This window comes from Pseudomonas sp. P20 (assembly GCF_016463925.1).
GTDB lineage: Bacteria > Pseudomonadota > Gammaproteobacteria > Pseudomonadales > Pseudomonadaceae > Pseudomonas > Pseudomonas aeruginosa.
Genome location: NZ_JAEMVM010000035.1, coordinates 63,760 through 77,964, shown reverse-complemented (window position 1 = coordinate 77,964; position 14,205 = coordinate 63,760). Strand labels below are relative to the sequence as shown.

The following is a 14,205-nucleotide window of genomic DNA, read 5'->3' as shown; positions in this document are numbered from 1 at the left end:
GTTGATAATGGTTTAATCCCTGATTCATTGATTACTGACAGTGAATTATCCCCGTGGATCACCTCACCGCCCTCAAGGTCTTCCGCGCCGTGGCCGCGAATGGCGGCTTCGCCGCCGCGGCCCGGCAGATGAATCTCTCGCCGGCCGCCGTGAGCAAGAACGTCGCCGAGCTGGAAGCGCACCTCAAGGTGCGCCTGATCAATCGCACCACCCGCAGCATGAGCCTGACCGAGGCCGGCGAAGTCTACCGGCAGCGCCTGGAGCGCATCCTCGACGACCTCGAGGCCGCCGACGCCGCGCTCACTTCGATGCAGCAGGGCCCCAGCGGCCTGCTGCGGGTCAGCGCCCCGCTGACCCTCGCCCTCACCTGCCTGACCCCGGCCATTCCGGCTTTTCTCCAGCGTTATCCGGACCTGCGCCTGGAACTGCTCCTGCAGGACGGCCGCCAGGACCTGATCGCCGAAGGCATCGACCTGGCCCTGCGTGGTAGCGACCGGGTTGCGGACTCCGGCCTGGTCGCCCGCCCGCTGCTGGTCCTGGAGCACGTGCTCTGCGCGGCGCCGGCCTACCTCAGTCAGCATGGCCAGCCGCTGCGGCCGGAGGCCCTGCGCGAACACGAGTGCATCCGCTTCAGCCTCTCTGGCCATGCCGACCGCTGGACCTTCCGCAAGGACCGCGAGTGCATAGCGGTGCCTATCGCCGGCCGTTACCGGGTGTCCTCCAGCCTGGCGGTGCGCGATGCCCTGCTCGCCGGCTTCGGCTTGAGCCTGATCCCACGGCTGTACGTACAGGCGGAACTGGCCGAAGGCCGCCTGGTTGAATTGCTGGCTGACTGGAAGGCCGACGAGACGGCGATCCACGCGGTCTATCCATCGCGCCAACTGGCCGGCAAGACCCGGGTGTTTCTCGACTTCCTGACCGAGACAATGGCGCAGGGCCATGATTCCCCAACGCTGTAACCTTAGCGTCACCCGTCTGACTTAATCTCGCCGGCAAATCCCTTCCCCCATAGAAGACGATGCCCGCGATGCCACACCGCCAGCGCGCCAGTGACAAAGACCTCTGGAGCCGTACCCTGAGCCTGGTTTTCCTCGGATTCCTCTGTTACGCCTTCCCCTGGTCGGTATTCGCCGCCCCCTTGCCGATCCCCACGGACGACACGCCGGCGCTGCGCATCCAGGGTTCCAACACCATCGGCGCGAAGCTCCTGCCGGCCCTGGTCGAGGGCCTGATGGAAGAGGAAGGCCTGGAGGATATCCGCCGTACCCCCGGAGAACGGGAAAACGAACTCCATCTGCTCGGCAAGAGCCGCGACGGCCGCCTGGTGAGGGTGGAGCTATCCGCCCACGGTTCGAGCACCGGCTTCGCCGCCCTCCTCGAACGCCACGCCGAACTCGCCGCGGCCTCGCGTCCCGTCAAGGACAGCGAAGTTCGCGCCCTGGCCGGCTTCGGCGACCTGCGCAGCCCATATGCCGAGCAGGTGATCGCCATCGACGGACTGGCGATCATCCTGCATCCGGACAACCCGCTGGCCTCGCTGGACACCGCGCAACTGGCGGCGGTGTTCGCCGGCGAGGTGCGTACATGGGAAGAACTGGGCGGCAAGGGCGGCGCCATCCGCCTGTACGCTCGCGACGAGCAGTCCGGCACCTACGACACCTTCAAGGAACTGGTGCTGGCCAGTCACGGCAAAAGCCTGGCCAGCGACGCCCGCCGCTTCGAATCCAACGATCGGCTGGCGGCCGCGGTGAGCGCCGATCCGCACGCCATCGGCTTCGTCGGCATCGCGTCGGTGGGCCGGGCCCGCGCCTTGGCCATCGCCGACGGCGAATCGCTGCCGATGGCGCCCCAGGAAAGCCTGATCGCCACCGAGGACTATCCGCTGTCGCGCCGCCTGTTCCTCTACCTGAAGCCCGGCGAGAAGAACCCCTGGGCCCAGGCCCTGGTACGTTTCGCCCAGGGCCCGCGCGGCCAGGCGATCGTCACCCGCAGCGGCTTCGTCGCGCAGAAGATCCAGGCGGTGCAGATCGCACCGCGCCCGCAGATGCCCGCCGAATACCGCAAGCTCGCGGAACAGGCGCGGCGCCTGACGGTGAACTTCCGCTTCCAGGAAGGCAGCGCGCTGCTCGACAACAAGGCACTGCTCGACGTACAGCGTTTGCTGGACTACCTGCGGCAAAATCGGAAGTTGCAGGAGCGCACCGTGCTGGTGGGCTTCGGCGATCCCAAGTCCGACGCCGAGCGCTCGGTCCTGCTTTCGCGCCTGCGCGCCATGGCCGTGCGCCGCGAACTGGCCCGCGGCGGCGTGAGTTTCCGCGAGATCGCCGGCTTCGGCGACGAGTTGCCGGTCGCCAGCAACGACCAGGAACTGGGCCGACAGAAGAACCGGCGGGTGGAAGTCTGGGTCTACTGAACGCTGTAGCACTTTGTAACCTCGCCGTTTTGCCGGCGCCCGGAGCCTGGTTTATTTTTTCCGAGTGACTGCGGGCCCCTCTGACGGTAAGCAATTGCCGCCATGTCGGAGTCACATGACCATCCGACAATTCGAAGCGAGGGGGCCCAATGGCAGCTCTGCATGCATTTCTCACCGAACCGTTCCTCGGTACGGCTACCTGGTTCTGGCTGGCCTTCCTGGCCATCGTCATCGTTCTCCTGGTCCTCGACCTCGGCGTGCTGCAACGCGACCACCACGAAATCGGCGTGCGCGAAAGCCTGCTGCTGTCCGCCGGCTACTTCGCCTGCGGCCTGGCCTTCGGCGGCTGGGTCTGGTACGCCTTCGGCCCCACCAGCGCGGTGGAGTACTACACCGGCTTCCTGGTCGAACAGTCGCTATCGATGGACAACGTGTTCGTCATGGCGATGATCTTCAGTTTCTTCGGCATCCCCCGCCGCTACCAGCACCAGGTGCTGTTCTGGGGCATCCTCGGCGCCATCGTCCTGCGGGCGATCATGATCGGCCTGGGCGCCGCGCTGGTGAAGGAATTCGACTGGATCATGTACGTGTTCGGCGCCTTCCTGCTGTTCAGCGGCGTGAAGATGCTGTTCAACAAGCACGAGGAAGAACCCGACCTGGAGCACAACCCGGTGCTGCGCTTCCTGCGCAAGCACATGCGGGTGACCAAGGAACTGCACGAGCATCACTTCTTCGTCCGCCTGCCGGACGCCAGCGGCAAGCTGGTGCGCTACGCCACCCCGCTGTTCTTCGCCCTGGTGCTGATCGAGCTGGCCGACCTGGTGTTCGCGGTGGACAGCGTGCCGGCGATCTTCGCCATCACCCAGGACCCGTTCATCGTCTACACCTCGAACATCTTCGCCATCCTCGGCCTGCGCGCCCTGTACTTCTCGCTGGCGGCGATGATCCACCGCTTCGTCTACCTGAAATACGCCCTGGCCCTGGTGCTGGTGTTCATCGGTGCGAAGATCATGCTCCACGGTGTGATCGGCAAGATTCCCGCCGGCCTCTCGCTTGGCGTAACCTTCGGCCTGCTGGCGGGCGGTATCCTGCTCTCCCTGCTGAAGACCCGCACGCCGAAAGCCACCGTCGAGGACAAGGCCGAACCGAATGCCGAACACGCTCTGGATCGAACGTCTGGACACCCACGCTGAACCTTTCTGGCGGGTCCGCCTCGGCACGCGTGGGATCTGCTTCCGCAACGAGCGGGCGGCCCGCGAGTTCGCCGCCCTGCTGCACAGCCGTCGCGCGTGGCAGCTGGAACGCAACGCCGAGGAAAAAGGGGCAGACTCCCCGGAATGAAAAAGGCCCGCACCCGCGGGCCTTTCCCCTATACCACAGCCGTCAGCGGCTGCTGCGCAGCATCTCCCTGGGCACGTACTTGCCCAGCTCGAACTTGCCGATCGCCGCGCGGTGCACCTCGTCCGGACCGTCGGCCAGGCGCAGGGTGCGCTGCATGGCGTACCAGTAGGCCAGCGGGAAGTCGTTGGAAACCCCGGCGCCACCGTGCATCTGGATCGCCCGGTCGATCACCTTCAACGCCACGTTGGGCGCCACCACCTTGATCTGGGCGATTTCGCTCTGGGCGATCTTGTTGCCCACGGTATCCATCATGTAGGCGGCCTGCAGGGTCAGCAGGCGCGCCATGTTGATCTCCATCCGCGAGTCGGCGATGTGGTCGATGTTGCCGCCCAGGCGCGCCAGCGGCTTGCCGAACGCGGTACGGCTGACCGCGCGCTTGCACATCAGTTCGAGGGCGCGCTCGGCCATGCCGATGGAGCGCATGCAGTGGTGGATGCGGCCCGGGCCGAGGCGCCCCTGGGCGATCTCGAAACCGCGGCCCTCGCCGAGGATGACGTTCTCGTAGGGCACCCGCACGTTCTCGAACAGCACTTCGGCATGGCCATGCGGCGCGTCGTCGTAGCCGAACACCGGCAGCGGACGGAGGATCTTCACCCCGGGGGTGTCGACCGGTACCAGGATCATCGAGTGCTGCTGGTGGCGCGGCGCGTCCGGGTTGGTCAGGCCCATGAAGATCAGGATCTTGCAGCGCGGATCGCAGGCGCCGGAGGTCCACCACTTGCGTCCGTTGATCACCCAGTCGTCGCCCTGGCGCTCGGCGCGCGCCTCCATATTGGTGGCGTCGGACGAGGCCACGCCCGGTTCGGTCATGGCGAAGGCCGAGCGGATCTCGCCGCTCAGCAGCGGTTCCAGCCAGGTGCGCTTCTGCTCCTCGCTGCCGTAGCGCACCAGCACCTCCATGTTGCCGGTATCCGGCGCGGCGCAGTTGAAGGGTTCCGGCCCGATCAGCGAACGGCCCATGATTTCCGCCAGCGGCGCGTATTCGTGGTTGGCCAGCCCGGCACCGTACTCGGACTCGGGCAGGAACAGGTTCCACAGCCCTTCGGCCTTGGCCTTGGCCTTAAGCTCTTCCATGATCGCCGTCGGCTGCCAGCGGTCGCCCTCGGCGACCTGGCGCTCGAACACGGCTTCGGCGGGATAGACATGCGCTTCCATGAACGCGCTGACGCGTTCACGCAGCTCCTGGACCTTGGGGGAATAGGCGAAATCCATGGGGGATACCTTCTGACGGGTTGGCAGGCGAGGCATCGGACAAAGGCGCTGGTAACGATGCCGGAACAGGGCTTAAGATTTGCCCAGTCTATTTTTTCCGTCCATGAACATTCATGATCCATATGGGGGTCATCCAAGCCCCCAATAACAAGAAAAGTCGCGGAGCCAGTGCCATGAACCTGAACAAAGTCGACCTGAACCTGTTCATCGTGTTCGATGCGATCTATACCGAAGCCAACCTGACCCGCGCCGGGCAGATCGTCGGCATCACCCAGCCAGCCGTATCCAACGCCCTTTCCCGCCTGCGCGAGACCTTCAACGACCCGCTGTTCGTGCGCACCGCCCAAGGCATGGTGCCGACCCCTATGGCGCAGAACATCATCGGCCCGGTGCGCAACGCGCTGCAGTTGCTGCGGGTTTCGGTGCAGGAGAGCCGCAGCTTCGATCCGCAGCAGGCGAACAAGACCTACCGCATCAGCATGACCGACCTCACCGAAGCGGTCATCCTCCCCCCGCTGTTCCAGCGCTTGCGCCGCCTGGCGCCGAACGTGCATATCGAGAGCTTCCTCGCCAAGCGCCGCGAGACCACCAAGGAACTCGCCGCCGGCCGCCTCGACTTCGCCGTCGACGCGCCGCTGAACACCGATCCCCAGGTGCGCCACGTCAAGCTGATGGAGGACCGCTACGTCTGTGCCATGCGCCGCGGCCACCCACTGGCGGGCAAGCCGAAGCTGGCCCTGGACGATTACCTGGGCCTGACCCACATCCATATTTCCAGCCGCCGCAGCGGCCTCGGCTACATCGACCTGGCGCTGGGCAAGATGGGCATCCAGCGCAAGATCGCGCTGCGCTCGCAGCACTACCTGATGGCCTCCACGGTGGTCCAGCAGACCGACATGGCGATGACCGTGCCGGAACGCTTCGCCCGTCACCACGACCTGCACTACGCGGTGCTGCCGGTGAGCGACGTGCCGAAGCTGGAAACCCACCTGTACTGGCACGAGAGCACCGATCAGGACCCGGCCAACCGCTGGATGCGCGAGCAGATCATCGAGCTGTGCCAGCAGGTCACCGCGCGCGAGAACAAGGCGGCGCAGCCGGCGTGAGCGCCTGCCAAGGGGCGTAGGGCGAACGAGGCTCGGGCATTTGCTTCCGAGGTGCCTCAGTGCGCCCTCTCCCTGAAGGGAGAAGGCGCCGTTGCGGAAACGACGGATAGTCGCCGCTACAGGCTGCGCGCGATCACCAGGCGCTGCACGTCGCTGGTGCCCTCGTAGATCTGGCAGACCCGCACGTCCCGATAGATGCGTTCCACCGGGAAGTCCTTGAGGTAGCCATAGCCACCGAGGGTCTGGATCGCCGCGGAGCAGACTTCCTCGGCCATCTCCGAGGCGAACAGCTTGGCCATCGAGGCTTCGGTCAGGCACGGCAGGCCGGCTTCGCGCAGGCTGGCGGCGTGGTGGACCATCTGCCGCGCCACGGCGATGCGGGTGGCCATGTCGGCCAGGCGGAAGGCCACCGCCTGGTGCTCGATGATCGGCTTGCCGAAGGTTTCCCGCTCATGGGCGTAGTCGCGCGCCGCCTCGAACGCCGCGCGCGCCATGCCGACCGCCTGGGCGGCGATGCCGATGCGGCCGCCTTCGAGGTTGGCCAGGGCGATGCGGTAGCCCTCGCCCTCCTCGCCCAGGCGCAGCGTGGCCGGGATACGCAGGTCGTTGAAGGCCAGCTGGCAGGTGTCCGAGGCGTGCTGGCCGAGCTTGTCCTCGATCCGCACCACCTCGTAGCCGGGCGTGTCGGTGGGCACGATGAACGCGCTGATGCCGCGCTTTCCGGCATCCGGATCGGTGACCGCGAAGACGATCACCATCCCCGCGTGGCTGCCCGAAGTGATGAACTGCTTGGCACCGTTCAGCACGTAGTGGTCACCGTCGCGGCGGGCGCGGGTCTTCAGGAAGCTCGCGTCGGAACCGGCCTGCGGCTCGGTCAGGGCGAAGGCGCCGAGCATCGAACCCTGGGCCAGCGGACGGAGGAAGCGCTCCTTCTGCTCGGCGCTGCCGAACTTGTGGATCGGCATGCAGCCGACCGAGTTGTGCACGCTCATGATGGTCGAGCAGGCGCCGTCGCCAGCGGCGATCTCTTCGAGGGCCATGGCGTAGGCCAGGTGCCCGGTCTGCGCGCCGCCCCATTCCTCGGGCACCAGCATGCCGAGGAAGCCGAGGTCGGCCATCTCGCGGATCGCCTCGGCCGGGAAACGGTGCTCGCGGTCCCAGTCGGCGGCGAACGGTTTCAGCCGTTCCTGGGCGAACTGCCGCGCCATGTCACGGATCTGGATCTCTTCTTCGCAGGGAATCATCGCGGGTTCCTCTTCTTCACTGCCTGCATCAGCGCAAGCGCTCGACGGCGATCGCGGTCGCCTCGCCGCCGCCGATGCAGACCGCCGCCACGCCGCGTTCCAGGTCGTACTGCTGCAGGGCGTTGAGCAGGGTCACGACGATCCGCGCGCCGGACGCGCCGATCGGATGGCCCAGCGCACAGGCGCCGCCGTGGACGTTGAGGCGCTCGTGGGACAGGTCGAGGTCGCGCATCGCCGCCATGCCGACCACGGCGAAGGCTTCGTTGACCTCGAACAGGTCGACCTCGCCCAGCGACCAGCCGGTACGCTGCATCAGACGCTTCACCGCACCGACCGGCGCGGTGGGGAACAGGTTCGGCGCGTCGGCGAACGAAGCATGCCCACGAATCGCCGCCAACGGCGCGAGCCCGCGTCGCTCGGCCTCGGAAAGGCGCATCAGGACCAGCGCGGCGGCGCCGTCGGAAATCGAACTGGAGTTGGCCGCGGTCACCGTGCCGCCTTCGCGAAACGCCGGCTTCAGGGTCGGGATCTTGTCCAGCCGGGCCTTCGGCGGCTGCTCGTCGCTATCCACCAGGCGCTCGGTCTTGCCGGCGGTGACCGTCAGCGGCACGATCTCGGCCTGGAAGCGCCCGTCGCGCATGGCTTGCTGCGCGCGGGTCAGCGAGGCCACGGCGAACTCGTCCTGTGCTTCGCGGGTGAAACCGTAGGCTTCGGCACAGTCCTCGGCGAAGGTGCCCATCAGGCGGCCCTTGTCGTAGGCGTCTTCGAGGCCGTCGAGGAACATGTGGTCGAGCACCTTGCCGTGGCCCATGCGGTAGCCGCTACGGGCGCGCTCCAGCAGGTAGGGCGCGTTGGACATGCTTTCCATGCCCCCGGCCAGCGCGACCCCGGCGCTGCCGGCGAGCAACGTGTCATGGGCGAGCATCAGCGCCTTCATGCCCGAGCCGCACATCTTGTTCAGCGTCGAGCACGGCGTGCCGCGCGCCAGTCCGGCGCCAAGCACCGCCTGGCGCGCCGGCGCCTGGCCCTGGCCGGCGGCGAGCACGCAGCCGAGCACGGCCTCGTCCACTTCGTCGGCTTGCAGGCGCGCCCGCTCCACCGCGGCGCGCACCGCCGCGGCACCGAGGGTAGCGGCGTTGACGTCCTTGAAGTCGCCGAGGAAGCCGCCCATCGGGGTGCGGACGGCGCTGACGATGACGATCGGATCTTCGCGGGTCATGGGATCTTCCTCCTGTATTAGCGGGCGGCCATGCGGATGGCGCCGTCGAGGCGAATCACTTCGCCGTTGAGCATGCTGTTCTCGATGATCTGCCGGACCAGCGCGGCGTATTCGTCCGGACGCCCCAGGCGCGGCGGGAACGGCACGCTGGCGCCGAGGGAGTCGCGCACCTCCTGGGGCATGCCGGCCATCATCGGTGTCTCGAAGATGCCCGGGGCGATGGTCATCACCCGGATGCCGAAGCGCGCCAGCTCGCGGGCGATGGGCAGGGTCATGCCGACCACCCCGCTCTTCGAGGCGGAATAGGCGGCCTGGCCGATCTGCCCGTCGAACGCCGCCACCGAGGCGGTATTGACGATCACCCCGCGCTCGCCGCCCTCGTCCGGCTGGCCCTGGGACATGGCCTCGGCGGCCAGGCGCAGCATGTTGAAACTGCCCACCAGGTTGATGTCGATGACCCGGCGGAAACTCTCCAGGGCATGGATGCCATTGCGTCCGAGGACCTTCTCGGCCGGCGCCACGCCCGCGCAATTGGCCAGGCCATGGAGGCCGCCGAAGGCCTCCAGTGCAGCGGCCACGGCCTGGCGGCCGTCGGCCTCGCTGGCGATGTCGGCCCTGACGAAGCGCGCCTGGGCGCCAAGCTCGGCGGCCTTGGCCGCGCCGGCCTCGGCGTTGATGTCGGCCAGCACCACCTTGCCACCCTGCTCCACCAGCATCTTCGCGGTGGCGGCGCCGAGGCCGGAGCTGCCGCCGGTAACCAGGAACACTCGATTTTCGATACGCACGTCGTTTTCTCCTGCTGAATCAGTTCGCGGCGGCCGCCCGTGGGGCCGCCTCGCGTTGCCGGGCGATCTCCTGGTTGCGCAGGAGAAAGCGCTGGATCTTGCCGCTGGGAGTCTTCGGCAGTTCCTCGAGGAACTCGATCTCCCGCGGGTAGGCGTGCGCCGACAGGCGCTGGCGCACGTATCGCTGCAATGCGTCCGCCAGTTCCGGCGTCGGCCGGTGGCCGGCGCAGAGCACGACGAAGGCCTTGACCAGTTCGGTGCGCTCCGGGTCGGGCTTGCCGATCACCGCCGCCTCCATCACTGCCGGGTGTTCGATCAGCGCGCTCTCCACATCGAACGGGCCGACCCGGTAGCCAGAGGTGGTAATGACGTCGTCGGCGCGGCCGACGAAGCTGATGCTGCCGTCTTCGTTGAGTTCGACGGTATCGCCGCTCAGGTAGTAGTCGCCGACGAAGGCTGCGGTTTCCAGGCCCTGGTAGCCGGGAAACCACATCAGCGGCGAACGCCGCCGGTCGAGGGCGAGGATGCCTGGCTGGCCGGGCGGCAGTTCGTTGAGATCGTCGTCCAGCACTACTACCCGGTGCCCGGGACAGGCGAATCCGGCGGCGCCGACCCGCACCGGATGCGCCAGGGCATGGTGGTTGCACAGCACCATGCCCAGCTCGGTCTGCCCGTAATGATCGTGGATGGTGGTGCCGAGCCTGTCGGCGAACCAGCGGATCACCTCCGGGGTCAACGGCTCGCCGGCGCTGCTGACCGCGCGCAGGCGCCCCTTCAGCGCAGTTTCCGCGGCCGCGCCGGCGGCCATCAGCAGGCGATAGGCGGTGGGCGATCCGGCAAGGTTGGTGATGCCGTAGTCACGGATGATCCGGCAGGTGCTTTCCACGCTGAACGGCCCTTCGTAGAAGGTGGTCGGATGGCCCATGGCGAGGGGACCGGCGACAGCGTAGTAGAGGCCGTAGGCCCAGCCCGGATCGGCGAGGTTCCAGAAGGCGTCCTCGGGGCGCAGGTCCACCGCCTCGCGCAGGTAGCCGACGAAGGCGAGGATCGCCTTGAGCGGCACCGGCACCGGTTTGGCCAGGCCGGTGGTGCCGGAGGTGAACATCATCAGGAACGGATCCTCGCCGCTGCGCGGAACCGGTTCGAATTCGGCCGGATAGCGCTCCAGCTCGGCCCAGAAGCTGAAATCGCCGCGACGGATGCCCTGCCCCTTCGGTCCGCCGACGGTGACGGCCAGAGGCGGATCGGCGAGTTCGTCGAGCTTGTCGCGGTTGGCCGCATCGGTGACCAGCACCTTGCTGCCGGCGGTCGCCACGCGGTGTTCGATGGCCTTCGGGCCGAAGGCGGTGAACAGCGGCTGGTACACCGCGCCCAGGCGCCAGGCGCCGAGGATGGTGACCAGAAGCTCGGGCGTGCGCGGCAACAGGCCGGCGACGCAGTCGCCCGGGCGTACGCCCTGGGCCTGGAGGAAATTGGCGAAACGTCCGGAGAGCGCTTTCAGCTCGCTGAAGGTATAGCTGGCGCGACTGCCATCCTTGCCCTCCCAGAACAACGCGATCCGTCCCGGCAGGGCATGCCGGTCGCAGCATTCGACGCAGGCGTTGAGCGCCTGGAGCGTACCGGAAAGCGTGGCGGCGGCGGTCCGCTGCAAGTCGAACCCGGCGGCAGTGGTGGCGTAGTCGCGCATTGCAGGACTCCTCGGCTTGTTTTTGTATGGAGTAGCCGGAATCTTCACGCCATGGCCGACGCGGGGCAATGTCGAAAGGCTTCAATCTGCCTGAGCGGTTTGGACAATCCGTGCTGGCCGCCTGCCCCGCCGAACCGTTCGCGACATACGGCGGATGACGCTGCGCGGGCATTCACCCTATCGATGGCCGAGCGTTTCGGACAAGACGCCTGACGACTCGGCCGACGCGGTTTCCGCCGCGACCTGCGTCCGGTACCGCCCGGGGGTCGAGCCGGTCCACTTCTTGAACGCCTTGTGGAACGCGCTGCCATCGGCGAAGCCCAGCTCCAGCGCCAGTTCGGCGAAATTCGCCGCGCCGGCGTCCAGCCGCGCGATGGCCAGGTCGCGGCGGACCTGGTCCTTCAGCGCCTGGTAGCTCTGCCCTTCCAGGGACAGCTTGCGGCGCAGGGTCGAGGGCGCCATGAAAAAATGCCCGGCGAGCGCGTCCGCGTCCGGCCAGCGTCCCGGCCGCAGGCTGCGCAGGTAGGCCTTGATCCGCGCCGCCAGGCTCTGCGGATCGCGATAGCGGACCAGGATGTTGGCCGGCGCGCCGAGCAGGAAGCGCCGCAGCTCCCGCTTGTCGCGGCGGACCGGCAAGACCAGGCAGTCGGCATTGAACAGCAGACGGCTGAGGGGACGGGAGAAACGCAGGTTGTCGCTGAACATCACCCGGTAGTCCTCGATGTAGTCCGGCTGCGGACAGCGCAGGTCGATGGCCAGGATCGGGATGCGCCGGCCGACCAGCCAGCAGGCCAGGCCATGGGTGATCATCCATAGGGTGAAGTAGGACAGCGCTCGCCCGTACCGGCCCGGTGCCTCGTCGAGGACGATTTCCGCCAGGCCGCCACGGCGCTGCAGGCGCGGCTGGAAGTCGTCGAACTGCAGGCAGAGGAATCGCAGGATGCCGGTCAGCGCCGGCTCCAGGGTCTGCTCGTGAATCGCACAGCGGCTCATGAAAGCGAAGCTGCCACTCTTCAGGCGCCGCGAGTCCATGCCGAAGAACTCGTCGTCCATGCGCCAAGCGAGATCCAGCCAGAGCCGCGAATAGGCGTGCGAGGTGACCCGCGCGTAGGGTTTGCCGAGCAGCTGCGGATCGATACCGGCGGCCTGGAGGACCTCACCCTCCTCGCCGCCCTGCCGGCGCCACTCCACCAGCGCCTCGCCGACCAGGCGCACCGAGATGGTGCCCTTGGTGCTCGCCTGAGTCTCGCCGTCGTTCTTCACCCGCCCCTCTCGCCTCGCTGCGCGCCGCCCGCCACCTTAGCGCAGGAGCGGGGCGCGGCTCCATCCTCTCAATCGCGCCCCTGGCGCAGCGCGAGTAGGCGAATCTCTTCGATGCTGATCTCGCGCATGCGGAACTTCTGGATCTTGCCGGTAACGGTCATCGGGAACTCGTCGACGAACTTGAAGTGGCGCGGGATCTTGAAGTGAGCGATACGCGCCTTGCAGAACGCCCGCAACTGTTCGTCATCGGCGTGGTGGCCCGGATGCAGCTTGATCCAGGCGACGATTTCCTCGCCATAGCGCTCGTCGGGGATGCCGATCACCTGCACGTCGGCCACCGCCGGGTGAGTGAAGAAGAACTCCTCCAGTTCGCGCGGATAGATGTTCTCGCCGCCGCGGATGATCATGTCCTTGCTGCGCCCGACGATCCGCACGTAGCCGTCGTCGTCCATCACCGCCAGGTCGCCGGTGTGCATCCAGCGCGCCGGGTCGATGGCCTCGGCGGTGGCCTGGGGGTCGTTCCAGTAGCCGAGCATCACGCTGTAGCCGCGGGTGCACAGCTCGCCGATCTCGCCGCGCGGCACCACCCTGCCCGTCTGGTCGACGATCTTGCTCTCCAGCCTCGGCTGGGTGCGTCCGACAGTGGTCACGCGCAGCTCCAGGCCATCGTCCGGACCGGTCTGCAGCGACACCGGACTGGTCTCGGTCATGCCGTAGGCGATCTGCACCTCGGCCATGTGCATGTCGCCAATGACCCGCCGCATCACCTCGATCGGGCAGGTGGCGCCGGCCATGATTCCGGTGCGCAGGCTGGAAAGGTCGAATTCGCGGCGGCGCGGATGATCCAGCTCGGCGATGAACATGGTCGGTACCCCGTACAGCGCGGTGGCGCGCTCCTCGGCCACGGCCAGCAGGGTCGCCTCGGCGTCAAAGCTGGGCGCCGGGTAGATCATGGTCGAGCCGTGGGTGACGCAGCCGAGGTTGCCCATCACCATGCCGAAGCAGTGATACAGCGGCACCGGGATCACCAGGCGGTCTTCCGCGCCGAGTCCGAGGCTTTCGCCGACCATGTAGCCGTTGTTGAGGATGTTGTAGTGGCTGAGGGTGGCGCCCTTGGGGAAGCCGGTGGTACCGGAGGTGTACTGGATGTTGATCGGCTCGTCGAACTGCAGCGAGGCCTGGCGCTGGCGCAGTTCCTCGGCGCCTACCGCGGCGGCCAGCCCCGGCAGGCCCTGCCAGTGCAGGAAGCCCGCCGGCGCCCGCTCGGCCAGGCTGATCACGCCGCGCAGTTCCGGCAGGCGCTCGCTGGCCAGTTCGCCCGGACGCGCCCGCGCCAGCTCCGGCAGCAGGTCGCCGAGCATCGCGTGGTAGTCGCTGGTCTTGAAGGCGTCGGCGCAGATCAGCCAACTGCAACCGGACTGCTTGAGAGCGTATTCCAGCTCGCTGCTGCGGTATGCCGGGTTGATGTTCACCAGGACCGCACCGACCTTGGCGCTGGCGAACTGGGTAATGCACCATTCGGCGCAGTTCGGCGCCCAGATCCCCAGGCGTTCGCCGGGGCGCAGGCCCAGCGCGATGAAGGCGCGGGCGTAGGCATCGACCCGCTCCGCCAGTTGCCGCCAGCTGTAGCGCAGGCGTTGATGCCGCACCACCAGCGCCTCGCGCTCGGCATGACGCGCGACGGTGGCATCGAAGGCGTCGCCGACGGTGGTCGCCAGCAAGGCGACATCCTGGCGACCCGAGGTATAGCTCGGCTGATTCATGGCTTTCCCTTGTTGTGGTTGTTCTGGGAATGTCGCTGAACCGTCGTCCTGCGCCGCCAGGGCGCTACGACGGACACCGGCGAGCGGTGTCGGTGAAGTCGAAGAGCATGTT

General features: G+C 67.4%; 12 protein-coding genes. 5 read left to right on the top strand and 7 right to left on the bottom strand.

What is annotated here, in order from left to right; genetic code table 11:
* Positions 1 to 44: 44 nt before the first annotated feature.
* From JHD77_RS28875 to JHD77_RS28860, 4 genes are all read left to right on the top strand, one after another.
* Positions 45 to 959 (top strand): LysR family transcriptional regulator, encoded by a 915-nt coding sequence (locus tag JHD77_RS28875; RefSeq protein ID WP_075604361.1) that lies wholly within the window; start codon positions 45 to 47, stop codon positions 957 to 959.
* 59 nt (positions 960 to 1,018) lie between these two features.
* Positions 1,019 to 2,413 (top strand): substrate-binding domain-containing protein, encoded by a 1,395-nt coding sequence (locus JHD77_RS28870; RefSeq protein ID WP_003139062.1) that lies wholly within the window; start codon positions 1,019 to 1,021, stop codon positions 2,411 to 2,413.
* A 149-nt stretch (positions 2,414 to 2,562) separates the two neighbouring features.
* The gene (locus JHD77_RS28865; RefSeq protein WP_003104462.1) at positions 2,563 to 3,606 is read left to right on the top strand and encodes a TerC family protein; all 1,044 of its coding nucleotides are present in this window, start codon (positions 2,563 to 2,565) and stop codon (positions 3,604 to 3,606) included.
* Positions 3,563 to 3,754 carry a hypothetical protein gene (locus JHD77_RS28860; RefSeq protein WP_003089995.1) on the top strand — a complete coding sequence of 64 codons (192 nt, stop codon included), beginning with the start codon at positions 3,563 to 3,565 and terminating at the stop codon, positions 3,752 to 3,754. Before JHD77_RS28865 ends, JHD77_RS28860 begins: the two co-directional genes overlap by 44 nt.
* A gap of 42 nt (positions 3,755 to 3,796) precedes the next feature.
* Here the strand turns inward: JHD77_RS28860 and JHD77_RS28855 are convergent, their stop codons facing one another.
* Complete coding sequence (locus tag JHD77_RS28855) at positions 3,797 to 5,026, bottom strand: acyl-CoA dehydrogenase (protein WP_003089998.1); 1,230 nt, start codon at positions 5,024 to 5,026, stop codon at positions 3,797 to 3,799.
* Positions 5,027 to 5,199: 173 nt separating this feature from the next.
* On the opposite strand from JHD77_RS28855, the gene JHD77_RS28850 reads away from it, so the two are divergent.
* A complete protein-coding gene (locus JHD77_RS28850) occupies positions 5,200 to 6,132 on the top strand; it encodes a LysR family transcriptional regulator (protein WP_003090000.1) in 933 nt (310 codons plus the stop codon).
* Between the two features lie 116 nt (positions 6,133 to 6,248).
* Here JHD77_RS28850 and JHD77_RS28845 read toward each other — a convergent pair whose 3' ends face one another.
* From JHD77_RS28845 to JHD77_RS28820, 6 genes are all read right to left on the bottom strand, one after another.
* Positions 6,249 to 7,376 carry an acyl-CoA dehydrogenase family protein gene (locus JHD77_RS28845; RefSeq protein WP_003090001.1) on the bottom strand — a complete coding sequence of 376 codons (1,128 nt, stop codon included), beginning with the start codon at positions 7,374 to 7,376 and terminating at the stop codon, positions 6,249 to 6,251.
* A 28-nt stretch (positions 7,377 to 7,404) separates the two neighbouring features.
* Positions 7,405 to 8,595 (bottom strand): acetyl-CoA C-acyltransferase, encoded by a 1,191-nt coding sequence (locus JHD77_RS28840; RefSeq protein WP_003108823.1) that lies wholly within the window; start codon positions 8,593 to 8,595, stop codon positions 7,405 to 7,407.
* Positions 8,596 to 8,612: 17 nt separating this feature from the next.
* Positions 8,613 to 9,380 carry a 3-hydroxyacyl-CoA dehydrogenase gene (locus JHD77_RS28835; protein WP_003102518.1) on the bottom strand — a complete coding sequence of 256 codons (768 nt, stop codon included), beginning with the start codon at positions 9,378 to 9,380 and terminating at the stop codon, positions 8,613 to 8,615.
* A 19-nt stretch (positions 9,381 to 9,399) separates the two neighbouring features.
* Positions 9,400 to 11,067, bottom strand: a complete 1,668-nt coding sequence (locus JHD77_RS28830; protein ID WP_003102517.1) for an acyl-CoA synthetase — start codon at positions 11,065 to 11,067, stop codon at positions 9,400 to 9,402.
* A gap of 177 nt (positions 11,068 to 11,244) precedes the next feature.
* Positions 11,245 to 12,330 (bottom strand): AraC family transcriptional regulator, encoded by a 1,086-nt coding sequence (locus JHD77_RS28825; RefSeq protein ID WP_023130680.1) that lies wholly within the window; start codon positions 12,328 to 12,330, stop codon positions 11,245 to 11,247.
* A gap of 68 nt (positions 12,331 to 12,398) precedes the next feature.
* A complete protein-coding gene (locus JHD77_RS28820; RefSeq protein ID WP_003113337.1) occupies positions 12,399 to 14,093 on the bottom strand; it encodes an AMP-binding protein in 1,695 nt (564 codons plus the stop codon).
* Positions 14,094 to 14,205 lie beyond the last annotated feature (112 nt).

Bases quoted from the DNA above. Each gene is read 5' to 3' on its own strand.
- JHD77_RS28830 (WP_003102517.1), bottom strand. From the start codon at position 11,067: ATGCGCGACTACGCCACCACTGCCGCCGGGTTCGACTTGCAGCGGACC.
- JHD77_RS28870 (WP_003139062.1), top strand. From the start codon at position 1,019: ATGCCCGCGATGCCACACCGCCAGCGCGCCAGTGACAAAGACCTCTGG.
- JHD77_RS28850 (WP_003090000.1), top strand. From the start codon at position 5,200: ATGAACCTGAACAAAGTCGACCTGAACCTGTTCATCGTGTTCGATGCG.
- JHD77_RS28845 (WP_003090001.1), bottom strand. From the start codon at position 7,376: ATGATTCCCTGCGAAGAAGAGATCCAGATCCGTGACATGGCGCGGCAG.
- JHD77_RS28860 (WP_003089995.1), top strand. From the start codon at position 3,563: ATGCCGAACACGCTCTGGATCGAACGTCTGGACACCCACGCTGAACCT.
- JHD77_RS28865 (WP_003104462.1), top strand. From the start codon at position 2,563: ATGGCAGCTCTGCATGCATTTCTCACCGAACCGTTCCTCGGTACGGCT.
- JHD77_RS28820 (WP_003113337.1), bottom strand. From the start codon at position 14,093: ATGAATCAGCCGAGCTATACCTCGGGTCGCCAGGATGTCGCCTTGCTG.
- JHD77_RS28840 (WP_003108823.1), bottom strand. From the start codon at position 8,595: ATGACCCGCGAAGATCCGATCGTCATCGTCAGCGCCGTCCGCACCCCG.
- JHD77_RS28855 (WP_003089998.1), bottom strand. From the start codon at position 5,026: ATGGATTTCGCCTATTCCCCCAAGGTCCAGGAGCTGCGTGAACGCGTC.